The sequence below is a fragment of the Streptomyces rhizosphaerihabitans genome (genome assembly GCF_025399795.1).
Classification (GTDB): Bacteria; Actinomycetota; Actinomycetes; order Streptomycetales; family Streptomycetaceae; genus Streptomyces; species Streptomyces rhizosphaerihabitans.
Genome location: NZ_JAODTZ010000009.1, coordinates 26,914 through 49,322 on the forward strand (window position 1 = coordinate 26,914; position 22,409 = coordinate 49,322).

Below are 22,409 nucleotides of genomic sequence, written 5' to 3' on the forward strand. Positions count from 1 at the left end.
TGATCGACGGCATCTGTCGGGACCTTTTGGCCCAGCACGGCGACTTGGAAGGCGGCACGCCATAACCCCTGTTGCTTTTCCAGCGTTTGCAGATGTGCGGGTGAGTACCCGCAGTGATATTAGGAAGGTAAAGATCTATGAGACGGGCTACTCGAAACCGTGTGCTCGCTGTCGCCGCCGCATCCGGCGCGTTGGCCGTGGCTCTTCCCGCGTCCGCCGTCTTCGCAGCCGACGGTGCTGACGCCGGGGCTACGGCGGCCGGTTCACCCGGGGTGCTCTCCGGGAACAACATCCAGATTCCATTGTCCGGGGCGGTGAACCTCTGCGGCAACACGGTGGACGTCGTGGGGCTGCTCAACCCGGCCGTGGGCAACGTGTGCAAAAACAACAAGGACACGGCCAAGGCCGACGGTGCGGAAACCGACGGCGGATCGGACAGGTCAGGCGAAGCCTCGGCTGATGGCCGCGTCAAGGACTCGCCCGGGCTGATCTCAGGCAACGGTCTGCAGCTCCCGGTCGATCTGCCCGTGAACGTTTCTGGGAACAGTGTCAACGCGGTCGGCGTGGGTAACCCGGCGGTCGGCAACCAGTCGGTCAACGGCGGTGACCACTCTCACCGTCACGTCCCCCGAACAACTCCGGCCCCCAAGCCCTCGGCCCCGACGCCCCCAGCGTCGCGAGCCCCGGCCCCCCGGCATCAGGCCGTTCCGAACACCCCGGACACGGCGACGTCCACGCTGGCCCACACAGGAGCGGATCTGACTGTCCCAGCCCTCGCCGGCGGCGCCGTGTCCCTCTTTGCGGGTGCGGTCTTGTACCGCCGCTTCCGTCCAAGTCGCTGATACAGATGCCCGTACAGCCCCATCGAACGTGTTTGGTGGGGCCCAGGCGGGCTGCCGGTGCCTGTCCGCCCTCCGTGCCATGGCATCGACGTGAGCACCTCGCCACTGGAGCAGCTGGTGCCGCACGCAATGTGCGGTCGCTGCGGCTCCCTGACTGTTGATTGCCGGTCAGCTCGACCATCCCGGTCGGTTCGGCGGCCTCGGCGCCGGCGCGTAGCGAGCCGTCCTGGTCCGGAGCGGGATGCCGGCGATGGTCGGGCATGGCTCGGATCGCGTGGCGCACCGGCTCGGTGACCGCGTATCGGACCGAGAAGAAGGTGCGTCACGGACGTGGGTGAGGAGTGCCTCCGCGGATCCGGCCGCTGTCGGTGCGGACGAGGATGTCGGTGCCGTGCCGGTGTGTGTCGGGGATCTGCGCGAGATCGTCGTCCAGCACCGCTATGTGATCCGAGGCGATGTCGGCCTGGACCACCTGCCGACCCTTTCCGCCGGGGAGGAGATCGCCAGCCCCCGGTACGAGCGCCGTGACTGTACCCGGCTCGCAAGGCCCAGCGGGAGCTGTCCCACAAGGTCAGGGATGACGGAGTCAACCGGCCAAGGCGCGGTACAAGGTCGCCAGGGTCCACGCGAGGATCGCCGGCCGGCGCCGCGAGATGCTCCATCAGCCGACCACTCGGCTCGTGCGTGAAAATCAACGCTCGTGATCGAGGACGTGACCGTGCGCAGCATGGTCAAGAACGCGACCTGGGGCATGTTCCGCTCCATGCTGGAGTACAAAGCCCAGTGGTAGGGCGCGAGGTGATCGCCGTGGATCGGTGGTTCCCTCGTCCAGGCTGTGCTCCGTCTGCGGCACCGTCCAGGAGATGCCACTCAGTGTCCGCACCTGGACGTGCGCCTGCGGGGCCCATGACCGGGACGTGAACGCGGCGAAGATCCCTCTGGCCGCCGGGCCGGCGGAGTCTGTCCGTGGAGCTGGGGTAAGACCTCGACGGAGTTCTCCGGGCGGGCAGTCGGCGATGAAATAGGAAACCCCGAGGCGCGAGCCGTAGAAATCCCTCCCGCTCACGACGGGGAGGAAGCCAACCGCTGTTTCAGGTCGCGTGGGCTTCAGGCGTTCGGCGATCCGGCCAGGTTCGAAGCGGGCCCCGGGCATGGACGAGGCCGACGCGGTGAGTGAGTTCACGGCTCGCCATCGAGCCTGGGAGGACTGGCGAACTTCGGAGTGTGGGACACGGTCGGCGGGTCGGCGGCGGGCCCAAGGAAAACGGAGGCGGCGTGAACGCTTTATGCGTTCACGCCGCCTCCGTGCAAACCGATGCAGAGATGGCGCCGGCTAGATCGAAAAGGTATGCAGGTAAAAGACCTTGCGCCACGCGTAAAGCAGTGGCACTGCGCCGACGGGAACGGAGGGCGCGAGTGGGAGGCCGGTCAGAACGCCCGGCTGTTGCAACCCATGTCGGAACCGAGATGGCTCTTCTGCGCGCCCGCGGCCCCTTCTCCGTTCAGCAGGTTGCCGGCCAGGCCGGTGAGGGCGCCGACGCTGCCGAGCACCTCGATGTTCATGTCGTGCGAGCGGCACTCGACGCCCTGCGTGATGTCGATGCTGTCGGTGTCGTGGCCCTCGTCGCCGTATGCGAAAGCGGTGTTGGCACCAAAGGAGCCGACACTGCCGAGGAGGACGCTCAGAAGAACTACCTTGTGCAACTTGCGCATGTGAAGCTCCTTGGAGGAAGTGCGGGGATCCGACCTGTTGAGTCAGGACTGCGAATGTGCAGGGGGCGGGCTGTCAGCCGAGTCGGGGAAGTCCCAGTTGTCCGACGGGAGGGGCCGCGATCTGCCCGAGGGCGACCGGAGCCAGTTCCGGTGCGCTCGTGGGCGTGACCGTCGGGTCGACGAGCGGGTTCACCTGAGGGTTGAGCTGCGGGTTCACCTGGGGGGCGACCATCATCGGGCCCCCTGAGTCGAGTACCTGGGGTACCGCTACCTGCGGGGCCACTTGCGGCATGACCTGCGGCATGACCTGCGGCACGACCTGTGACGGTGCGGCCTGCGCCGGCTGTGCGGGTGCGGCCTGCGCGAACCGTGCGGGGGCGGCCTGTTGCGGGTTCGACGTGCTGGAGGCCTGGGCCGTTCCCTGTGATGAGGCCGAGGCCGAGGCGTATCCGGTCTGCTGTGGCCCCGACGGGGCGGCCTGTGGGGCTGGTTGGGGAGCCGCGGCCGGAGAGGCCGGCTGATCCGGAACCGATGCCGGGGTGGTACTGAGGCGCCCCTCCGGTGAGTCGGCATAGCTGCCGCTGGCGCCGATGCCGGCCAAACCACTGGCCGCCGCGACGACGAGCGCGGCCTTGTGAAGCTTCCGCATGAAACCCTCGGCCCTTCGTTACCTGAGATGTGAGTCCATTGCAATCAATGCGGTCACGCGTGCAGTTGGTGCGTCACTCGCATCGCGCCGGAGGCTACGGTTATCTCGAGGAGCACGCGGACTTCGTATCGGAGATGGCAGCGGATCCTCTACCTTTCAATGGTTTACGGTCGCTGCCCTCCCCTCCGAGGAACGAGATTTCGGCGCCGTGGTCACGGCACTCGACGGGCCGTCACCCATTTGCCGTCTGCCGGCCCGGGCGTCACGGCTCGCACGCCGCACCGAATGGGTGACCACACCCCCGCACCCGTTTCGAGCCCGTGTTTTTTTCGTTCCCCACGGGGCGATAGGGATGGCCCATCGCGGCCGAATGGAGCAGCGAGGACAGCGAAGACTGCGCTGCCGCATCGGCACATCAGCTTCCGTGTACAGGTCAATTGAAGAGCCGAGGAAACTCATGCGTATGCTTCACAAGATCGCGCTCGTCGCCGCAACAGCCGGCGGCCTGGCCGGCGTCGGCGCCGGCTCAAGCTTCGCCGTCACCCCGTCCGCACCCAACGGCGTTGCACCGCACCCGGTTTCGCAGCCCGACGCCCAGGCCGCATCGGCGTCCTCCGCTCAGGCGACCGCGCAGACCTATGGCTCGCCGGCTCCGCAACAGCTGGCACCGTCGCGTGGCACTCAGGTTTCCCCGCAGGTCAACCCGCAGCTGAATCCGCAGCTCAGCCCGCGGATCTCTCCTGAAGCGCCGCAGAAGCAACAGGGCGCTTCGGCGGGGCAGGCCAACCTGTTCCGTCCGTACCAGGAGTGCAGCCCGCAGACCCTGCTCGACGCGAACGTCCCGGTTGCCCTGCTCGCCTCATCCCAGACCCGGGGCGTCGAGTGCACCCAGGCCAACAGCCAGACGAACTCTTTCGCCAACGTGCAGCAGCACTGACGGACGATCACGTCGATGCCGGGCACGGGCGGCGGACGGACCGGGCTCGGCTCACCCTGCGATACGGATTTCGGTGCTTCCGTGGCGACATGAAGCCAGCGTGTCGTTGTCCATTTCAAGGCTTTTGTCGCTAATGTTCTGCCCTGTAACCGCGATCTACCCACAGATCGCAAAAACTCACCCCCACGGAGATGAAATGCGCAAGCTTCGCAACGTTGCCGTCCTGGTCGCTGCCATCGGCAGCATCGGACTCGTAGGCGGTACGGCCTACGCTGGCGGTCACGGCGAGGGCGGCGGCGACCAGTTCAGCGTCACGCAGAGCTCCAACTGCAAGTCGCACGACCTGAACCTCGACGTCCTCGGCCAGGTCGGCGTGCTGAACGGCCTGCTGGGCAACGCCCTCAACGGCGAAGGCAACCCGGGCGCCCAGTCCACCTCGCTCGGCTCCAGCATGGGCTGCAACAACAGCGCCTTCTGAAGTCCCCTCAGGCGTAAAGACGCCGAACCATGAACGGTCCCGGCACTGGGCCTCAGGCAAGTGCCGGGACCGTTCACGTGCGCCAAACCACTTCCGAGGCGGCGCAGCGTGGCGCTGGACGCTTCCGGGCACTCCGTTCTGGCGCCGTTGAACCCTTCGCGTCACATAGAGGCGATCCCTCGCGGATCGCATTTACCTCACTTCTTCTGGAGATGACATGCGCAAGCTCCGCACGGCCGCTGTCCTGATGGCCGTCCTCGGAAACGTCGGACTTCTGGGCGTCAGCGTCGCCCACGCAGATCAGGGCATGGGCGGCGGCGACCAGTTCAGCGTCACGCAGAGCAACACCTGTCAGTCGCACGACCTGAACCTCGACATCCTCGGTCAGGTCGGCATCGGCAACGGGCTGGGCGGCAACCTGCTGGGCGGCGAGGGCAGCCCGGGGGCCCAGAAGACGTCGCTGGGCTCAACCGTGGGCTGCAGCAACCATTTTGGCGGCTAAGAACTCACAGATGAACAACATGTGGGCGAGTGGCTCATCGACCTGCAAGGTCAAGTCCCGAAACCCACAGTTCAGCTGTCTGCAAGCCCTGAGCCCGGCGTTTCGGGCCTGCCGTCGAATCGGCCCCGAACATGCCGATGGGTTTGCCTGAGTTCCGAACACAGCAGCGGCCTTCGCCTGATCCTGTGCTCCGTCACGGAAGCATGGGATCAACGCGAAGGCCGTAGCTGTGTGGCTGTTGCACCAGGGCGTCCCGAGGGATGCGATTGCCGGACCGTCATGCTTTTCGACGAGACTCAGTGCCGGTCCGACCGGGCGGCGCGATGCGCTGTTCGAGCTGAGTGATGCCCTGCCATGTGCAGTCCGGTGAGGTCGTTGGCCGAGCCGTCGTCGGAGCCTGAGCACCCGCGCCTGCCCGCCGACTGGGGCGGAGACGGAAGTGCATGACTCGATCCGAACGCATCCGGCCCAGTAACTCCACGGGCAGGTCCGCGAGCAGGAAGACCAGGCGGGTCACGTCGTAGCCGGCATCAAAGACGACCAGGACGGGTGGATCGCCGATGTGCCACTGGCCTGCCCGTGCAACCGCTGGAGCGTCTCTGGGGCCTGGCCGGCCGTGACGGCATCCCGCCGCAGTCGGAGAACGTCCGGCACAGCCCTCCAGACGTCCGGCCCGGCTCCACAGCGGCAACGAAGCAGTAGGGCCTACCGGGGACGGGGAACTCCGGTCTGCTTCGGGTAGGAGACCTGCCTCTTCGAAAACGAAATGCTGGTCCGGGAACCCTTCCCCGGACCAGCATTTTCCGTGAGCGCTCAGATGCCGATGTGCGGCTTCTTGAACCCCTCAGGCAGCTTGGCCGTGTTGGAGCACTCCACAACCGGCCCCACTTTGGCAGGTTCGCTTCCCAGGAGTTGGTCCTGCTGCGTGACCACGTGCGGCCGGTCTGTTGTCGAGCACTGCTGGTCCTGCTTGATGACGTGCGTGCCGTCCTTGTCGACGTACGTCTCATTTTTCTGAACGCACACGACGTCCTTCTGTGCGCTGGTGGGGCAGGCGCCTGGATTTCCCTCGGCGTATGCATTAGTGCCGAGGCAGATGGCGGCGAGGCTTCCGGCGAATGCTGCGACGGCCGCAGTCTTCTGCGAAAAGAGCATGCGTTGCATTCCTTTGTGGTGAAGAATCGGACAGTCCTTTATTGGCCGGCGTTTCCTGCGCCGAGAAAGTAAAGCAATTAAATCTTTGTCCGCTGGCAGGATGGTTGTAGCCCGGACGCGAACTCAGCGTCCGGGCTACCTGCACCACGGGGTATCACTCAGCGCACCGCTCGGTCCGTATCCCCGACGCTGAGTGAGGCCGCGGCGGGCCTTGACTCGGAGCTCTGGCTCTTAGTCGTTGTCACCCTGCTCCTGCGGCTGGGCCGGAGCCTGCTCCTGCGCCGGAGCCTGGGCCTGGGCCTGCTCCTGCGCCGGAGCCTGCTCCTGGGCCTGCTCCTGCGGCTGGGCCGGAGCCTGCTCCTGCACCGGAGCCTGCGGCTGGGCCTGCTCCTGCGGCTGGGCCGGAGCCTGCTCCTGCGCCGGAGCCTGGGCCTGCTCCGGAGCCTGCTCCTGCGCCTGCGGCTGGGCCAGCTCCTGCGGCTGGGCCTGGGCCTGCTCCTGCACCGGAGCCTGCTCCTGCGCCTGGGCCAGCTCCTGCTTCTGCTCCTGCACCGGAGCCTGCGGCTGGACCTGCTCCTGCGGCTGGGCCTGGGCCTGCTCCTGCACCGGAGCCTGCTCCTGCGCCTGCGGCTGGGCCAGCTCCTGTGCCGGAGCCTGCTCCTGCGCCTGCGGCTGGGCCAGCTCCTGTGCCGGAGCCTGCTCCTGCGCCTGCGGCGGGAAGTAGTAACCGCCCCCGACGGCCACGGCGTTGACAGACGAGTTGGCGATGGCGGTGATCGGTACAGGCGCGCCGTCGTTGCCGTCGGCGAAGCTGATTCCGGCACCGAGGGCGGACAGCCCCGCAATGGCTGCCGCTACGACCATGGCGCGCTGAAACTTACGCATAGATGACCCTTTCCTGATCCAGGCCTACCCGCCTGGAATGACCACTTGCCGTAAACGTAAGCACGCTGGGTGTAATCAATCGGGGATTTATACCCCATGTCGCGCCGGAGCCCCGTATGGGGTAAAGCGACAAGTGAGGCCGTAGGGCGGGGTCAGCCGGCGTGCTCTCAGGGGAGGAGGCCGGGCAGTTCCCGCTTCCTGTCGATCGGGCGAGGTGCTCCGGACGTGGCAGGCGAACAGGTCACCCGAGGGCCGATTTGTGTCGTGCCGTTACCCATGGAGGAAGGCAGCGTTACGGACTGCACCGGCATGCAGGTCTCCTGATGAGGAATGGCGCCGCGCCCGGCGCTCTCACCTTCGATGTGCTGCACGGTCCCACCTTCGATGTGCTGCACACAGATGACGTCCCCCTGCGGGTTCCGAGTGCAAGATGCCGGGTCTCCCGCGGCGTGCGCATACGTGATGCCCGTGGACGCCACGGCGAGCCCGCCGATGAGCCCCGAGAGGGCTGCGATCTTTTTCCTGCTGAACATATGATGCGTGTCCTTAGTACGGGCGCCCCGGGCGCCGCTCCCTCACGATCGGCCGCGCCGCAGGCGTCGTCTGCGAAATTGAGCCTTTTCCAACTTTCCGCGTCGGCTGGACAGTTGGCCTGACAGGCGGATGAAGCTGCTGGTAATGGTGAACGGGCAGGGCGTCGACCCGAAAGGCCGTCTCCCCTGGGCTCCACCGGCCCTGGCCGGCGCCGTCATGACGCTGGGGCAGCACGTGAGCACGGCATCATCGACGCCCTCGCCAGGCCGGCATCACCTGCCGGTCGGACACGGGCACCACGGTGCGGGCGGCTCAGGCCATCTCCCCTTGCCGTGGTCGATGGGATGCTCTCTCGGCCGCTCGGCAGGCCGTCAACCGGTCCCGTGCGAGGCCCGGGCACTGGTCGAACGGGCCATCGCCACCCTCAAGTCCTGGCTTGCCTCTTTGCAGGCTCCGCTGCTCGACGACCGGGGTCACCGGCCTCGTCCAAGCGGTCCTCGCCCTCCATCCGGCCGGCTCGCACTGAGATCAAGGCAGCCGGCCGCCGGCATTCGATCCCTTCGGGTTAACCCGAAGGGATCCTGTACCGACCGTCGCGATGTTGACGTCGCTGACCTCAGCCGGTGAAGGCGCGGTTGTGCTGGCCGCAGGTGGTGTCCAGGGTCTGACCGAGACCGAGCACTCCGATCGGGATGTCGTTCTCCGACACCGTCTGCGGGCTGCACTCCTGGTAGGGGCGGTAAACGTCCACCGCCCGCGGTCCGTTGTCATGGGTGTCGGCGACAGCCGTTCCGGCACCGACGGCGGACAGGCCACCGGCCGCCGCCACTGCTGCGATCACGATCTGCTGAAACTTACGCATGGAACCCTCGGTTCTACATTGCTTGCACATGATGGCTAGTTGCCTAGCGTGACTGGATGAACACTAGCAGTAGCGTCTGGTGGGTCGGTACGCGGAGGTCGTACGTGTCCTACGGAGGAGCCGGACCCGGCGTGGACACCAACTGGCGCTACAGAAGGACGCTTTGCTGTTCGGCATACGGTATGGGCGCACCGCGGACGAGGGCCCGGCACGGGACCCCGTCGCATCAACCCAATTACCTGGAGCGAGAGTTACGGCTTGCAGGCTGTTAACTCGCTGTCTTGCATCTTTGGCGTCAGGGTGATGCCGAGGCGGGGGTTGCCAAACGAGCGGTGCAACTGGGGGTAGTTGGGGTTACTGACGGGCCGCTGAGAGGCGGCCGTCGAAAGTGATGTCGAAGGCGTTCAGCGCGGTCTTCCAGCGCATGGTCCAGCGAGCCCGGCCCTTGCCGGTGGGATCGCGCGACATGATCGCCATGTAGACACACTTCAACGCCGCTTGCTCGCTCGGAAAGTGCCCTCTGGCCCTGACCGCCCGGCGGATCCGCGCGTTCACCGACTCGATCGCGTTCATCGTGCGGACGATGCGGCGGATCGCGGTGTCGAACCGCAGGAACGGGGGTGAACTCTCCCCCGGACTCCGTCCGGAGGCACCCCCACCCGGGCGTTCTCCCAGAGTTTCACGATCGCCGGATACTTCCCGCTCCAGGCGTCGGCGAACTCGGCGAACCGGTCCAGGGCGGCCTCTTCGGTGGGGGAGGTGCAGACGGGTTTGAGAAGCTTGGCAATCTTGTCCCGGTCCTGGCGGGCGGCATAGCGGAACGAGTTCCGCAGCGGGTGGACCACGCAGGTCTGCACGATCGTCTGTGGCCAGACGGTCTCCACCGCCTCGGGCAGGGCCTTTCAGTGCTTTGTCGGTGATGGTGGAGATGGTCTGGCGGGAGACCTCGGCCAAGTGGGCCGGGACCTCGCCGGTGGTCAGGCCCTCGCGGCCGGCGAGATGGCGACCAGCGGAGCGGTGCCGCGCGCGACCGGATACGCCTGCCCGAAGTCCCCGGGCCGGAACGAGCGCATCAGCAGCACGTGGTACGCGATGTGCCCGAGGGCCGAGACGATCAGGTACGGCCACGCCCGGGGCGCCGGGAACGCCACGAACGGCACCATGGCCAGGCCGATCAGCGTGAAGCCGACGAGCTTGTCCTCGATGCGGTGCGCGAGCGCGTTCCGGCCGGTGTGGGTGACCGCGGCGAGCAGCACGGCCGCGGTGACGAGCGGTGTCACACGATCGGCTCGCGCACGTCCACCAGCGTGCCGTCCGCGTGGGCGATCAGGCTCTTCGGGTCCATCGGGAAGACGGTGTACGGGGTGCCCGCCGAGGTCCACACCGTGTCGTGGCCGAGCAGCGAACGGTCTACCAGGACGCGGGTCTTCGTACGGTGTCCGAAGGGCGGTACGGCGCCGGTCCCGTACCCGGTCGACTCCCGCACGAGGTGGGCCCCGGCCCGGGTGATCTTCTGGGCGCCCAGCTCCCGCCGTACGAGCTCCATGCCGACGTGTGCCGAGCCGTCCAGGAGCACCAGCACCGGGACCCCGTCCGCCGCGAAGAACAGCGACTTGCAGATCTGGCTCGGCTCGCAGCCGATCGCCGCGGCGGCCTCGGCGGTGGTGCGGGCCGTGTCGGGGAAGCGCCGGACCCGTCCGATCACCTCGTCGAGGCCCAGTTCCCGCAGGGCCTCGGCGAAACGGGGGTGGATGTCGTTCACGGCGGAGGACCGCTCCTCGCCGGTGTTCTCATCGGTGGCGTTCATGCACGGCACGCTAGCGGTCGGTGTAACCGCCACGCGACCGGGTACCCCCCCGGGGCCGCCCGGGGCCGGCCGTTCAGTCCCACCAGAAGCTCCACACCGGGGCGTCGATGAGGGAGGCCGCGTACCGGGGGAAGGGTGTCGTTGACGATGTTGTCGGCGGTGGTCAGGAGGTGTTCCAGGGCGACGAGGTCGGCCTGTTCCTGGGTCCGGGGCGGGCAGGCGACGGAGACGTACAGCGTCGCTCCGATCGCGGCGAGGACGCGCGCCCCGAAACGGTCCTCCCAGCTGCGCAGCAGCGCGCAGAACAGGGGGAGGGGCGCCTCCGCGCGCCAGCCGATGACGGCTGGGATGTCGGCGCTGCGCGCGGCGGCGGCGACGAGGCCGAGCGAGATTCCCGGCCAGCCTTCGCGCAGAAGGCGGGCGAAGGCTGCCCGGGCGGCCTCGTCCGGGTCGACGCCCGAGGCGGGGAGGGTGGCGGGGGCCAGTCCGGGCCAGCGGTCGTACGGTGCGCCGGGATCGTCCTCCCAGGGCTCGATGTCCTCGGGGCAGTCCATCGGTTCGGGCGGCGCCGCGAGCCAGGCGAGTTGGCGCTCGCGGTACTCGCGCCATCCCTGTTCGAGTTCGGCTTCGAGGTCGACGGCGGCTATCTCGGCGAGGTCGAGTGAGCGGGGGTGGTCGTCGTCCGCGTAGCAGAGGATCGGCCTGAGGCCGGTGGCGTCCTGCTGTCGCTGGGCGCGGGCCCACACGTCCAGCAGCGGGTCGTACGGGAGTCTGTCGGCGTACCACATGACCGGTGAGCCGGCGGGCACGCTGCGCCCGGACGGCAGACCTTCGGGAAGCGAGAACGTCATGCGCGGAGCGTAGAGGGACCCGCTGACATCGCCCGCGCGCCCCGACTCCCGCCCGCCCAGGGGCAGTTGTGGTGTCGGGAGTCGGGTTGGTCGGGTTCTCGGGAGCCGGGTGCGTGCCCGGGAGTCAGCTGCCGGCCTTCAGGAGGGCTGCCACGATCGGGCCCGCCGTGGTGCCGCCGTGGCCGCCCTCCTGGACTACACCCGCCCCGGCCAGGTCGCCCTTCCAGGCCGTGAACCAGCCGTTGGGCTGCTCCTGGTTGTCGACCTCGGCGGAGCCGGTCTTGGCGCCGAAGTCGGGGCCGAGGCCGGCCATGGCCGAGGCGGCGGTGCCGGCGGAGGCCGTGTACTGCATGACCTCGCGCAGCTGGGCGAGCGTGGTCGCGGACAGGGTGCGGGACGCCGTGGCCAGCGTGCGGTGGTCGACCGACGGGTCGACCAGGTACGGCTGGTGGAAGCTGCCGGACTGCACCGTGGAGGCGACGGACGCCATGTTCAGCGGGTTCATGCGGACCCCGCCCTGGCCCATCAGTGACGCGGCCATCTGCGCGGCGCTCTGTACCGGCACCGAACCGTCGAACGACGGAACACCGATGGCCCAGTTGTTCCGGCTCAGCCCGAAGACCTGCTGCGCCTGCTTGGTCAGGTCGTCGTTCTGCAGCTTCTTCGCCTGCGTGATGAAGGCCGTGTTGCAGGACCGCGCGAAGCTCGCCTTGAACGTGCCGTTCTTGATCTCGAAGTCGTCGTCGTTGTGGAACTTCCAGCCGCCGTACGTCACCGTCTTGGGGCAGGGGTGCGGCTTGTCGGGGGAGGCCAGGCCCTTTTCGAAGAGCATCGACGCCGTGATGACCTTCATGGTGGAGCCGGGCGCGAGGGAGCCCTGGAAGGCGGTGTTGAAGCCGTGGCTCGTGTTCGCGACGGCGATGATCTCGCCCGTCGAGGGCCGCATCAGGACCACCGACGCCTTCGGCTTGGCGGCCACCAGACGTTCGGCCTCCGCCTGGAGGGTCGGGCTGAGCGTCGTCTTCACGGTGCCCGGAGTACCCGCGCTGAGAGCCAGCAGGGTCTTGTCGGGGGTCTTCTGGGCCCCCTTCGCCGCGGCCTTGCGGACCACGCGCAGCTCGATGCCCGCCTTGCCGCCGGCCGTCTTGCCGTACTTCTCGCGCAGCCCGTCGAGGACCGTGCCCAGGGAGGGGTACTTGGCGGCGGTCAGCTCACCGCCGTGACGGTCGAGGGCGGTGATGGGCGGCGTCCCGGACTCGCCGGTCACCAGCCGGTCGCCGTCCTGGAGGTCCGGGTGGACGACCGAGGACTTCCAGCCGACCAGGGCCACGCCGTCCTTGGCCCTGCGTACGACCGTCATCTTCGACGTGTACGCCAGCGGCTTGGTCCTGTCCTTGTAGGTGACGGTGGCCTTGACGGTGAACGGGACGTCGGCGCCCGACGGCTTGCCGCGCGTCAGGGTGACGCCGCTGATGTGGGCGTCCTTGCCGAAGCCGGTCAGCGTGGTCGTGGCGGCCGCAGAGTCGTCCGTCGCCGCGGCCGCCCGGGTGACATCGCCGCTCTGCCAGGCGGTCAGGAAGGCGGTGGACGCCATGCTGACCTCGGCCGCCGACAACGGGCCCGTCTTGACGGCCTTGCGGGTGGTGGCCGTGGTGCCCTCGTCGGCCGCCGCGCCACTGCCGTAGAGGCTGTAGGCGCCGAACGCCCCGCCGACGACGGCCACGGCGATCACCCCGCCGAGGACGGCGGGCTGCTTGGTCTTCCGTCGCTCGGCGACGCGCCTTCTCTTGCCCACAGCTTCCTGTCCTCCGCCGTCCCCTGATGCCCCGTGATGCCCTCGCGCCTCTCGCTCCTCAACGAGGAGCACCACCCTAGGGTCCCGTTCTGTGAGGAGCGACTTCAGCCGCCCGTTCGTAGCACAGCTGCGACGATCGGGCCGGCGGCCTCTCCGCCGTGACCGCCCTCCTGGGTCATGGCGGCTGCCGCGATGTCGTTCCGGTATCCGGTGAACCAGCTGTTGGACCTGGCCTGGCCGTCGACCTCGGCGGAGCCGGTCTTGGCGCCGATCCTGCCGCCGAGCCCGGCCATCACCCGGGCCGCTGTGCCGCTGACGGCCGTGCGGTTCATCATCGAGCGGAGCTGCGCGACCGTACCGCCGGAGAGGCCCTTCGCGGTGGCCAGTTCACGGTCGTCGAGGGCGCGCGGCACGATGACCGGCTGCCGGAAGACGCCCGTCATCGCGGTCGCCGTCACCGACGCCATGTTCAGCGGGCTCATCTGGACCTGGCCCTGGCCGATCAGGTTGGCCGCCGTGTCCGGGCCGCCGGAGGCGGGCACCGAGCCGTCGAAGGACTCGATGCCGGTCTTCCAGTTGTTCTGCCCGAGCCCGAAGCGCTGCTGGGCCTCGTTGGTCAGCGAGTCGACCTTCACCGCGTCCGCGTACTTCACGAAGGCCGTGTTGCACGAGCGCGCGAAGCTGTCGGAGAGCGTGGCTTTCTCCTGCGGCTGCATGCCCGTGAGGTTGTGGAAGGTCTGGCTCTGCCAGACCGCGGTGGCCGTGCAGGGTGCGGGACCGTTCGCCGTCGTGATGCCGTTGTCGATGAGGGTCGCCGCGCTGATGATCTTCATCGTGGAACCGGGCGCGAGTTTGCCGAGGAAGGCCGCGTTGAAGCCGTCCGCGCGGTGGTTGGCGACGGCCAGCACCTCGCCGGTGCTCGGCTTCACCGCCACCACGGAGGACTCGGAGTACTGCGTGACCGCCTTCTCGGCGGCGGCCTGCGCGCTCGCGCTGAGTGTCGTACGGACCTTGCCCGTCCGCCCCTTGGCGAGGGTGACCAGGGTCGTGTCGCCGCTGCCCTCGCTGCCGTGCCGGATCGACAGCTCGATGCCGGGCGAGCCGCCCGCGGTGTCGCCGTACTTCTCGCGGAGCGCGTCCAGGATCGGCCCCAGGGACGGGTACTTCTCCTTCGTCAGGACAACGTTGTTCCGGTCCACGGCCTCGATCGCCGGGCTCGCCGACTCGCCAGTGACCAGGGTGTCCCCGTCCTTCAGGTCCGGGTGGACGACGGACGGCTTCCAGTCGACCAGGGCCTTCCCGGTGGTCTCCCCGCGGACGACGGTCAGTTCGGAGTCGTACGCGAAGGGCTTGCTCTTGCCGTCGTAGGACACCGTCGCCTTGACGGAGAACGGCACGGTCGCCCCGGACAGCGCGCCCGGCGTGATCTTCACGTCGGTCAGATGCGCGTCGTCGTGGTAGCCGGCGAGCAGCCCCTCGGCGTTCGACGCGTAGTTCGTGTACGAGGCCGCCTTGGCCGCGTCGCCCTTCTCCCAGGCCGCGAAGAACGCGCGGCTGGCTTCCTTGACCTCGGCGCCGCTCGGCGGCCCGGTCTTCACCGGAGCGGGTCCGGCGGCGCCGCCCCCGCCCCCGCCGTCCCCGCTGATCGAGGTCACCACGTTGTAGGCGCCGTACCCGGCACCGCCCACCATTACCGCGAAAACGCCGCCGATGACGGCAGCTCTTGCCCCCTTGCGCATCGCGCGAATCCCTCCCCGTGAACCCTCCTCCGAACTTCTGAACGCGTTCAGAAAAGCCGGTTCACCTCGCACTCTAGGCGCGGGTGGGGCTGATGGTGCAGACCTTCGCCGAATTGTTAGCCCCAAGCGACGAGACGCATCCATGAACAATGTTCATGGATGCGGACTTCGCAGCTCTATCAGCCCATCAGGTCGACGAGGAGATCGCAGTGCGGGTCGTCCGGGGCCGACCGGTGGTACTGCTCCTCCCCGAGGAGGGAGGGCACCGAAGCGATCAGCGCGGTGCGGGGCGTCTCGGCCAGGCGGAGGCCGACGCCGACGGGCCGGTCGGGACGTCGCACGTACAACCGCAACAGACCCTCGCCGTGCATCAGGAAGCCGATCAGGAAGGGGTCCTCGTCGCCCCCGGGGTCGGACAGGGCACGCCATGCCACTGGGCGGCGTGCCGGCCGCATCGGTACCCCGGGTCGGCTCGTTGCCGACCCGGGGTACCTCGTTTCAGTGGACGCGTCGCCGTGCGAGGGCGGACATGGCGGCGCCGACGGCCAGTGCCGCTCCCGCGGCGGCCGCGTACCAGGGCAGTGTGCCCGCGCCCGTGCCGGCCATGGAGCCGCCCTGCCTCTGAGAATGGAACGTCGAAGCCTGTCGAGCGCTCTGGCGGAACGGCTCGGCTGCTCCATCAAGTCCCTGAAGAAGAACCCCCGAAGCAGGGCGGGTAGCAGCGCCCCCCCCGCTCTGAGTAAGCCGAGCATGGGGGGTCTATGGACGAGACGTGGACGACGGTTGGCGACTCCGGTGCGGGCGCATCTGCTCCCGCAGGTCAGAGCCATTTATCTGCGTGTGATCACGGGGGACTGTAAAGCTGATGGCTGTCGGCGGAGACGGATCAGAACAGCGTGGCGGTCGGTTCGTGGCTCTCCCCGGCGCTGGGCGAGTCGGAGACCGCAGGCGGTGCACGACTGTCCATTGTTTCGCTGATCGGCACATGCTGAACTGGCTCACGTATGGACGCCGCAGAAGGGGCTGGCACATGACCGCGGTCCTCAGCACAGGGTGGGACAGCGTACGGCAGCGGGCCAAGTTGAGCGCCCAAGTGGCCGGCGCCGCCGCCCCAATGGAGCGGCTGACCGTGCTCGGGCGGGCGGAGCTGCTCGGGCGGCTGCGCTGGGAAGTCCTCCAGGGCGGCTCTCTGTTCCTGACCTATCCCCAACTGCTCGATGGCGCCGTCTTCGCTGCGCTCCGGCCCGCCGCACTCCTTGACGAGTTGGCGATCCGGGGGATCGGCGGTGGTGCCGTGTTACCGATCCGGGTGAACTCCCGGAACGCAGACCTGGCTGGGCAGCTGATTGCGATGCTCTCCACTGGGTTCCTCTTTTCTTCCCTTCCGATCCCCGATGACCAGTGCCTGCGACTCCAGCGGGAGCTGGCCGTGCGCGCAGACGTCGAGTCTGCGGTCGCGGCCCTGGCCACGGAGGGGCCGATCGGTATGGCGGACCGGTTGCTGGCGGCGACCGGTGTCCTTGAGATTCCGCTACGGCGGCGCACAGTTGCCCGGTGGGGTGACTGGCTGGAAGCCGCCGAGCGCGGCCTTTTGGACGTCAGCCCCCTGGTGCCGGCCGACTACGCGACCGCGTACGCGTTGCGGCCTCCGCCGCGCCCGGAGGATGCGGCCAGTGACGAGGGCCGGGCGGTGCTCGCTGCCTGGACCAGCGGGGAGTTCGACGTGAACGGGTTACCCAGCCGAAGCCGCCTGTACGAGAGGCTTGACCCCCTGCAGCGCTCCGGTGACCCCGCAGCGCACGCGGATGCGCAGATGCTGCGTGAGTCCTTCGACGAGACGTACTACAGAGCCATCGCAGCGAGCGAAGGTTGCCTGCTCGGGTTGGCTTCGCCTCGTCGCGGCATCCGGCGCCGAGAGGCAGCGACGCTGGGGGAGCAGACACCGGTCGTGATCTATCCGACCCGGTTCGAACTGCGGCTGGGCCTGATGAGCGGTGCTCAATGGCAGCGTTACACGGATGACGCCGCCGATGCCCTCACCAATTGGTGGCACCAGCGTGACCTTGCTGCTTTGCAGGAGGTGGGCGACCTGCTCGCGGAGCGTACGAAAGAGCCGCCGGCCGCTGACGTGGGCGAGGTGTCGGTGACCCGACTCCAGCGGTTCGCACCGAGCGCGCGTGGGGTCACTGCTCAGATGGTTGCGGGCGGTGGATTGAGCCTGGCGACCAGCCTGCTTGGCGAGGGGACGTCTGGAGTGTTCGCGGCTGGCGCAGGTGGAGCGCTCGCGCCGGTTGTCGTTGCGGCCGTAGCAGCGGGTGTGACCCGCTTGGGCGATTTCCGAGGGCGGTATGACGTGATAGAGCTCCCAGAGGTGCTGCGAGGAGGGCCTAATGGACACTGAGGCGCCACGTACGCACACCCACAAGGCCTACACCGATGCTGACGGCGGGCGATGGTGCGAGGTCTACCTGGACACCTATCGCCTGCCCTCCGGCACGGAGACCGTCCGGCACCGCATCCGCATTGGCGGTGGCCGTACAGGAGTCGTGGTGCTGGCACGACGAGGCGATGACATTCTGCTGGTCCACCAGTGGCGGCCGACGGTCGGTCGGTGGGCCTGGGAACTGCCACGCGGATTCGGCGAGACCGATCCTGTCTCGGACGCGCTGCGAGAACTGGTTGAGGAGGCGGGACTGGTGGGCTCCGCAGCGGTTGCAGTGGCGTACCTGGACATCGACTCTGGCTTGCTGGAGAACGAGGTTGCCGTCGTCGAGGTCTCGGTTCAGGGCGATGCCCCGCTGCGCCCCGGCACGGTTGACGACGGCGAGATCGCCGCCGCGCGCTGGTGGAGTCCACACGAAATCGCAAAGGCGATCCGTGCGGGAGAGCTACGGGATGGCTTCACCCTTGCCGCGCTTGGGGCAGTCGGCGCGGCCCGCGGCTAGGCGAGGTGCTGCTTAGCAGGCGTGGGTTCGTTCCCCCAGGCGTCGCCCGACAGGGCCAGGATTAAGGAATCCCGAAGGTTGCAGGGGGTAAGCCCGGCGCTTTCCCCCTGTGAGGGCCTTGCGGGGCAGGGGTGGGGCAAGATGCTGGCAACAATGCGTGTGTGCTGGTCAGGATGTTCCACGCGCGCGGTCTGCAAATCTCCCAGTGGGGCCGTCCTCGGGCCGTGCGAGGGCGACCCACGACGACCTCCAACGGCCAACAACGATCAAGAGGGCGCGACCGTCGGTCGCGCCCTCTTGATGTATTTACCCAGCTAGACCCAGGTGTCCAGCCACATCCGTGACCGCCACTGCTCGATCGGGATGGCGGTGCCGGTGTACAGGGGCCAGAAGTAGATGAAGTTCCAGACGATCAGGAGGACCAGGACGCCCGCTCCCGCCGCGCCGATGACGCGGCGGCGTTCTCCGGCGCCCGGTGGGCCGAGGATCGCGCCGATCATCATCGCGACGGCGAGGCAGAGGAACGGGACGAAGACGACGGCGTAGAAGAAGAAGATCGTCCGTTCCTGGTACATGAACCAGGGGAGGTAGCCGGCCGCGACGCCGCAGGCGATGGCGCCCGCCCGCCAGTCGCGGCGGAAGGCCCAGCGCCACAGCACGTAGGCGATCGCGAAGCAGGCGGCCCACCACAGCAGGGGCGTGCCGAGCGCCAGCACCTCACGGGCGCACTTGTCGCCCGCGTCGGCGGGGCAGCCGTCCTTGCCGGGCAGCGGGGACTCGTAGAAGTACGAGACCGGGCGGCCGAGGACGAGCCAGCTCCACGGGTTGGACTGGTAGGTGTGCGGCGAGGACAGCCCGACGTGGAACTTGTAGACCTCGTGCTCGTAGTGCCACAGGCTGCGGAGCCAGTCCGGGAGGAGGGTGAAGTTGCCGCCTCTGCCGTCCGTCACGGCCCAGTTGCGGAAGTAGCCGCCCTTGCCGTTGTCCGGCGACAGGATCCAGCCGGTCCAGGAGACCAGGTACACGGCCAGGGCGACCGGGACCGTCGCCAGGAACGTGATGCCCGTGTCGTGCTTGAGAGCCGCCAGGTAGGGCTGCCGGGCGCCCGCGACCCGGCGCGAGGCCGCGTCCCACAGGACCGCCATCACACAGAACGCGGCGAGGACGTACAGCCCGTTCCACTTGGTGCCGATGGCCAGGCCGAGCATCAGGCCCGCCGTCCAGCGCCAGGGCCGCCAGCCCAGACGGGTGGTCTCGGCGGCGTGCGCGTCGGGGTGGGCCATGCCGTCCGCGTCGACGGGCAGCGCCGCCGCCAGTCTCGCCCGCGCCTTGTCGCGGTCGACGACCAGGCAGCCGAAGGCCGCCAGCACGAAGAACATCAGCACCCCGTCGAGCAGCGAGGTGCGGCTCATCACGAAGTGCAGACCGTCCACCGCCATCAGCGTGCCCGCGAGGCAGCCGAGGAACGTCGAACGGAACAGCCGTCGCCCGATCCGGCACAGCAGCAGCACCGACAGCGTGCCGAGCAGCGCCGTCATGAAGCGCCAGCCGAAGGGGTTGAACCCGAACATCCATTCGCCGAGCCCGATGACGTACTTGCCGATCGGCGGGTGCACGACATAGGCGGCGTCGCTCGGCACCCGCACATGCCCGTTGCTCTGGAGGATCAGGTCGTTGGCGTCCTTGGCCCAGTTGACCTCGTAACCGCGGTGGAAGAGCGCCCAGGCGTCCTTCGCGTAATACGTCTCATCGAATATCACCGCCTTCGGGCTGCCCAGGTTCCAGAACCGCAGCAGTCCGGCGAGCAGGGTCACCAGGAGGGGGCCCACCCACCCCGACCAGCGGTTGAAACGGTCGGCGACCTCCTGACGCAGCCCGAGAGCGGCCCAGATTCCGGGGCCGGGCTCGGCGTACGGCGGTACGAGCCGGTCGCGCACATCACTTCTGGGCGGCGTCGTGTAGCCGAATCGGCGCAGCCGCTGCTGCCACGACGGCCGCTGCGCTGCGGCCTGGCCCTGCCGGGTGTCCGTGGAGGACGCGGTACTGGTCACCGCGCCATCGTAGGGAACAGGTCTGTGGGAGTCCCGTGCATGGGCCCCTTCCGGTCGGATGAGCTCGTCGGGCGGTGCCCCTGCGAGGATGGAACCGTGACAGGAATCCTTGTGTTGGCAGGTACCCCCATCGGCGACATCTCCGACGCGCCGCCACGGCTCGCCGCGGAACTGACCGGGGCCGATGTCGTCGCCGCCGAGGACACCCGCAGGCTGCGCAGGCTCACCCAGGCCCTCGGCGTCCAGACGACAGGGCGTGTCGTGTCGTACTTCGAGGGGAACGAGGCCGCCCGGACCCCGGAACTCGTCGAGGCGCTCGTCGGCGGGGCGCGGGTCCTGCTCGTGACCGACGCCGGGATGCCGTCCGTGTCGGACCCCGGCTACCGGCTGGTCGCGGCCGCGGTCGAGAAGGACATCAAGGTCACCGCGGTACCCGGCCCGTCCGCGGTGCTCACCGCGCTCGCGCTGTCCGGCCTGCCCGTCGACCGCTTCTGCTTCGAGGGTTTCCTGCCCAGGAAGGCGGGCGAGCGGCTGTCCCGGCTGCGGGAGGTCGCCGAGGAGCGCCGGACGCTGGTCTATTTCGAAGCGCCCCACCGGCTCGACGACACCCTCGCCGCCATGGCGGAGGTCTTCGGAACCCAGCGGCGCGCCGCCGTCTGCCGCGAACTGACCAAGACGTACGAGGAAGTCAAGCGCGGCCCGCTGGGCGAGCTGGCCGCCTGGGCCGCCGAGGGTGTCCGCGGCGAGATCACCGTCGTCGTCGAGGGTGCCCCCGAGAAGGGTGCCGAGGAACTGGACGCCGGCGAACTGGTGCGCAGGGTGCAGGTGCGCGAGGAGGCGGGGGAGCGGCGCAAGGAGGCCATCGCCGCCGTCGCCGCGGAGGCCGGAATTCCCAAGCGGGATGTCTTCGACGCGGTTGTCGCGGCGAAGAACGCCGCACGAAGCGGCCCATAGAAGGGCAAAGGACTATCGTCAAAAGCAAAGATCAGGCCGCGTAAAAGGAGCCTTGCGACAAGGAAAGGCCAAAACGCCTCCAACACTCGACAGGCCGGATGCGTTCGCGCCGGGAGAAGCGTCCACTGGACGAAGGGACGTACCCGTCCCTCGCCTTCGGCGATTCGATGGAATTCAGGGGGAATTCCGTCGACGGAGGTGCTTGTCCAGCGGACAAGAGGAGCTGGCATGAGTGAGATGGCAGGACGGACCGGCGGCATCGCCGCTGGTCAGGTCACCGAACAGACCGGGCATCGCGGGGCGGCGACGGCCGTGGTTCACGAATCCTATTCTTTCGCCTGCATGCGCTGCGGGCACGGCTGGGAACAGTCGTACGAGATCGAGCACCACCGCGACGCAGAGGGCGGCGAGTTCGTGATGTACGTGGCGAACGGCCACGTCGTGCCGTCGCCTCTCAGCCGGCCCACCTGCCTGAACTGCGACAGCCACGTGGTGCGCATCATGCGCGCCGGTCAGGTGTCCTCCGTTCTCGACTCCATGCACTCCATGACCCACCGCCAGCACCGCCAGCACCGTCCGGTGCCGCGACAGCCCGAGGACGGCCCGGAAGGGGAGATGCCGGGGGAGCCCTCCGACGCCCCGAAGGAACCGCACCACTGGCACCTGTCGGACCTGCTGCACCCGTTCCAGCACCGCCGGGCGGGCTGACCGGGCCGGGCGGGACCCACGGGACGGCCTCCCGGCTCCCCGCGAGGTGAGGCCGGGCATGCCCCCTTCGTAGGATCGGGGCATGCCTTCCTCCGCTTCCGGCGCCCCCGACAAGAACGCCGCGCCCCCGCTTCCCGAGCCCCTGCGCGTTCCCGTGGCCGACTCGCACACCCACCTCGACATGCAGTCCGGCACCGTCGAGGAGGGCCTCGCCAAGGCCGCGGCGGTCGGTGTGACGACGGTCGTCCAGGTCGGCTGTGACGTGAAGGGCTCGCGCTGGGCGGCCGAGACGGCGGCCGCGCACGACGCCGTCCACGCCACTGTCGCCCTGCACCCCAACGAAGCGCCCCGGATCGTGCACGGTGACCCCGACGGATGGTCCCGCCAGGGGGCCAGGCAGCCGGGCGGCGACGCCGCGCTGGACGAGGCACTCGCGGAGATCGACCGCCTCGCCGCCCTCCCGCACGTCAAGGGCGTCGGCGAGACCGGCCTGGACCACTTCCGCACCGGGCCCGAGGGCAAGGAGGCGCAGGAGCGCTCCTTCCGTGCCCACATCGAGATCGCCAAGCGGCACGGCAAGGCCCTGGTCATCCACGACCGCGACGCCCACGCCGACGTCCTGCGCATCCTCAAGGAGGAGGGCGCCCCGGAGCGGACCGTCTTCCACTGCTACTCCGGCGACGCCGACATGGCCGCGGTCTGCGCCCGCGCCGGCTACTTCATGTCCTTCGCCGGCAACATGACCTTCAAGAACGCCCAGCCGCTGCGCGACGCGCTGGCCGTGGCCCCGCTCGAACTCGTCCTCGTCGAGACCGACGCGCCCTTCCTGACCCCCGTCCCGTACCGCGGACGGCCCAACGCGCCGTATCTCATTCCGGTCACGGTGCGCGCCATGGCCGCGGTGCGTGGGATCGGCGAAGACACGCTGGCGACCTCGATCTCCGCCAATACGGCGCGCGCGTTCGATTACTGACCCATAACGGTCCCCGGGGTTTCCCCCGG

22 protein-coding genes and 4 pseudogenes are annotated in these 22,409 nt (G+C 68.7%); 11 read left to right on the forward strand and 15 right to left on the reverse strand.

What is annotated here, in order from left to right; genetic code table 11:
• The first annotated feature begins 137 nt into the window (after positions 1 to 137).
• Entirely contained in the window at positions 138 to 842 is a 705-nt protein-coding gene (locus N4G66_RS11385; RefSeq protein ID WP_261703909.1) for a chaplin family protein, read from the forward strand.
• 322 nt (positions 843 to 1,164) lie between these two features.
• Here N4G66_RS11385 and N4G66_RS11390 read toward each other — a convergent pair whose 3' ends face one another.
• Complete coding sequence (locus N4G66_RS11390) at positions 1,165 to 1,314, reverse strand: hypothetical protein (protein ID WP_261704087.1); 150 nt, start codon at positions 1,312 to 1,314, stop codon at positions 1,165 to 1,167.
• On the opposite strand from N4G66_RS11390, the pseudogene N4G66_RS11395 reads away from it, so the two are divergent.
• Positions 1,297 to 1,867: pseudogene (locus N4G66_RS11395) on the forward strand (RNA-guided endonuclease InsQ/TnpB family protein); the annotation flags it as partial. The gene N4G66_RS11390 and the pseudogene N4G66_RS11395 overlap by 18 nt on opposite strands.
• Positions 1,868 to 2,270: 403 nt before the next feature.
• On the opposite strand, the gene N4G66_RS11400 reads toward N4G66_RS11395, so the two are convergent.
• Both N4G66_RS11400 and N4G66_RS11405 read right to left on the reverse strand, forming a co-directional pair.
• Positions 2,271 to 2,555: a hypothetical protein gene (locus tag N4G66_RS11400; RefSeq protein WP_261703910.1), complete on the reverse strand. Its 285-nt coding sequence runs from the start codon at positions 2,553 to 2,555 to the stop codon at positions 2,271 to 2,273.
• 73 nt (positions 2,556 to 2,628) lie between these two features.
• Positions 2,629 to 3,204: a hypothetical protein gene (locus tag N4G66_RS11405; RefSeq protein WP_261703911.1), complete on the reverse strand. Its 576-nt coding sequence runs from the start codon at positions 3,202 to 3,204 to the stop codon at positions 2,629 to 2,631.
• 463 nt (positions 3,205 to 3,667) lie between these two features.
• On the opposite strand from N4G66_RS11405, the gene N4G66_RS11410 reads away from it, so the two are divergent.
• The 3 genes from N4G66_RS11410 (at position 3,668) to N4G66_RS11420 (ending at position 5,121) form a co-directional block, all read left to right on the forward strand.
• Positions 3,668 to 4,141: a hypothetical protein gene (locus N4G66_RS11410; protein WP_315903634.1), complete on the forward strand. Its 474-nt coding sequence runs from the start codon at positions 3,668 to 3,670 to the stop codon at positions 4,139 to 4,141.
• Between the two features lie 196 nt (positions 4,142 to 4,337).
• Positions 4,338 to 4,619: a hypothetical protein gene (locus tag N4G66_RS11415; RefSeq protein WP_261703913.1), complete on the forward strand. Its 282-nt coding sequence runs from the start codon at positions 4,338 to 4,340 to the stop codon at positions 4,617 to 4,619.
• A gap of 217 nt (positions 4,620 to 4,836) precedes the next feature.
• Complete coding sequence (locus N4G66_RS11420; protein WP_261703914.1) at positions 4,837 to 5,121, forward strand: hypothetical protein; 285 nt, start codon at positions 4,837 to 4,839, stop codon at positions 5,119 to 5,121.
• A gap of 277 nt (positions 5,122 to 5,398) precedes the next feature.
• Here the strand turns inward: N4G66_RS11420 and N4G66_RS11425 are convergent, their stop codons facing one another.
• The 3 genes from N4G66_RS11425 to N4G66_RS11435 form a co-directional block, all read right to left on the reverse strand.
• Complete coding sequence (locus N4G66_RS11425; RefSeq protein WP_261703915.1) at positions 5,399 to 5,812, reverse strand: transposase; 414 nt, start codon at positions 5,810 to 5,812, stop codon at positions 5,399 to 5,401.
• Between the two features lie 122 nt (positions 5,813 to 5,934).
• Positions 5,935 to 6,276, reverse strand: a complete 342-nt coding sequence (locus N4G66_RS11430; RefSeq protein WP_261703916.1) for a hypothetical protein — start codon at positions 6,274 to 6,276, stop codon at positions 5,935 to 5,937.
• 231 nt (positions 6,277 to 6,507) lie between these two features.
• Positions 6,508 to 7,161 carry a hypothetical protein gene (locus tag N4G66_RS11435; RefSeq protein WP_261703917.1) on the reverse strand — a complete coding sequence of 218 codons (654 nt, stop codon included), beginning with the start codon at positions 7,159 to 7,161 and terminating at the stop codon, positions 6,508 to 6,510.
• Positions 7,162 to 7,860: 699 nt separating this feature from the next.
• Between N4G66_RS11435 and N4G66_RS11440 the strand changes: the two are divergent.
• Positions 7,861 to 8,221, forward strand: a pseudogene (locus N4G66_RS11440) (transposase family protein); the annotation flags it as partial.
• Positions 8,222 to 8,311: 90 nt separating this feature from the next.
• Here the strand turns inward: N4G66_RS11440 and N4G66_RS11445 are convergent.
• From N4G66_RS11445 to N4G66_RS11480, 8 genes and pseudogenes are all read right to left on the reverse strand, one after another.
• A complete protein-coding gene (locus N4G66_RS11445; protein WP_261703918.1) occupies positions 8,312 to 8,557 on the reverse strand; it encodes a hypothetical protein in 246 nt (81 codons plus the stop codon).
• Positions 8,558 to 8,911: 354 nt separating this feature from the next.
• A pseudogene (locus tag N4G66_RS11450) lies at positions 8,912 to 9,459 on the reverse strand (transposase); the annotation flags it as partial.
• An 84-nt stretch (positions 9,460 to 9,543) separates the two neighbouring features.
• Positions 9,544 to 9,837: pseudogene (locus N4G66_RS11455) on the reverse strand (EamA family transporter); the annotation flags it as partial.
• Positions 9,834 to 10,364 carry a YbaK/EbsC family protein gene (locus tag N4G66_RS11460; RefSeq protein WP_261703919.1) on the reverse strand — a complete coding sequence of 177 codons (531 nt, stop codon included), beginning with the start codon at positions 10,362 to 10,364 and terminating at the stop codon, positions 9,834 to 9,836. The pseudogene N4G66_RS11455 and the gene N4G66_RS11460, both read right to left, overlap by 4 nt.
• On the reverse strand, positions 10,361 to 11,215 hold the full coding sequence (locus N4G66_RS11465) for a DUF4253 domain-containing protein (protein ID WP_261703920.1): 855 nt from the start codon (positions 11,213 to 11,215) through the stop codon (positions 10,361 to 10,363). Before N4G66_RS11465 ends, N4G66_RS11460 begins: the two co-directional genes overlap by 4 nt.
• A gap of 124 nt (positions 11,216 to 11,339) precedes the next feature.
• The gene (locus N4G66_RS11470; protein ID WP_261703921.1) at positions 11,340 to 13,010 is read right to left on the reverse strand and encodes a penicillin-binding transpeptidase domain-containing protein; all 1,671 of its coding nucleotides are present in this window, start codon (positions 13,008 to 13,010) and stop codon (positions 11,340 to 11,342) included.
• A 104-nt stretch (positions 13,011 to 13,114) separates the two neighbouring features.
• Positions 13,115 to 14,749 carry a penicillin-binding transpeptidase domain-containing protein gene (locus N4G66_RS11475; protein WP_261703922.1) on the reverse strand — a complete coding sequence of 545 codons (1,635 nt, stop codon included), beginning with the start codon at positions 14,747 to 14,749 and terminating at the stop codon, positions 13,115 to 13,117.
• 179 nt (positions 14,750 to 14,928) lie between these two features.
• Positions 14,929 to 15,183 carry a hypothetical protein gene (locus tag N4G66_RS11480; RefSeq protein WP_261703923.1) on the reverse strand — a complete coding sequence of 85 codons (255 nt, stop codon included), beginning with the start codon at positions 15,181 to 15,183 and terminating at the stop codon, positions 14,929 to 14,931.
• 596 nt (positions 15,184 to 15,779) lie between these two features.
• On the opposite strand from N4G66_RS11480, the gene N4G66_RS11485 reads away from it, so the two are divergent.
• Positions 15,780 to 17,150: a hypothetical protein gene (locus N4G66_RS11485; protein ID WP_261703924.1), complete on the forward strand. Its 1,371-nt coding sequence runs from the start codon at positions 15,780 to 15,782 to the stop codon at positions 17,148 to 17,150.
• Entirely contained in the window at positions 17,140 to 17,694 is a 555-nt protein-coding gene (locus tag N4G66_RS11490) for an NUDIX hydrolase (RefSeq protein ID WP_261703925.1), read from the forward strand. Before N4G66_RS11485 ends, N4G66_RS11490 begins: the two co-directional genes overlap by 11 nt.
• 314 nt (positions 17,695 to 18,008) lie before the next feature.
• On the opposite strand, the gene N4G66_RS11495 is transcribed toward N4G66_RS11490, so the two are convergent.
• Complete coding sequence (locus N4G66_RS11495) at positions 18,009 to 19,745, reverse strand: dolichyl-phosphate-mannose--protein mannosyltransferase (RefSeq protein WP_261703926.1); 1,737 nt, start codon at positions 19,743 to 19,745, stop codon at positions 18,009 to 18,011.
• Between the two features lie 96 nt (positions 19,746 to 19,841).
• Between N4G66_RS11495 and rsmI the strand changes: the two genes are divergently transcribed.
• From rsmI to N4G66_RS11510, 3 genes are all read left to right on the forward strand, one after another.
• On the forward strand, positions 19,842 to 20,699 hold the full coding sequence (rsmI, locus tag N4G66_RS11500; protein WP_261703927.1) for a 16S rRNA (cytidine(1402)-2'-O)-methyltransferase: 858 nt from the start codon (positions 19,842 to 19,844) through the stop codon (positions 20,697 to 20,699).
• A 228-nt stretch (positions 20,700 to 20,927) separates the two neighbouring features.
• Entirely contained in the window at positions 20,928 to 21,407 is a 480-nt protein-coding gene (locus N4G66_RS11505; RefSeq protein ID WP_261703928.1) for a hypothetical protein, read from the forward strand.
• A gap of 82 nt (positions 21,408 to 21,489) precedes the next feature.
• Complete coding sequence (locus N4G66_RS11510) at positions 21,490 to 22,380, forward strand: TatD family hydrolase (protein WP_261703929.1); 891 nt, start codon at positions 21,490 to 21,492, stop codon at positions 22,378 to 22,380.
• The last annotated feature ends 29 nt before the right edge of the window (positions 22,381 to 22,409 follow it).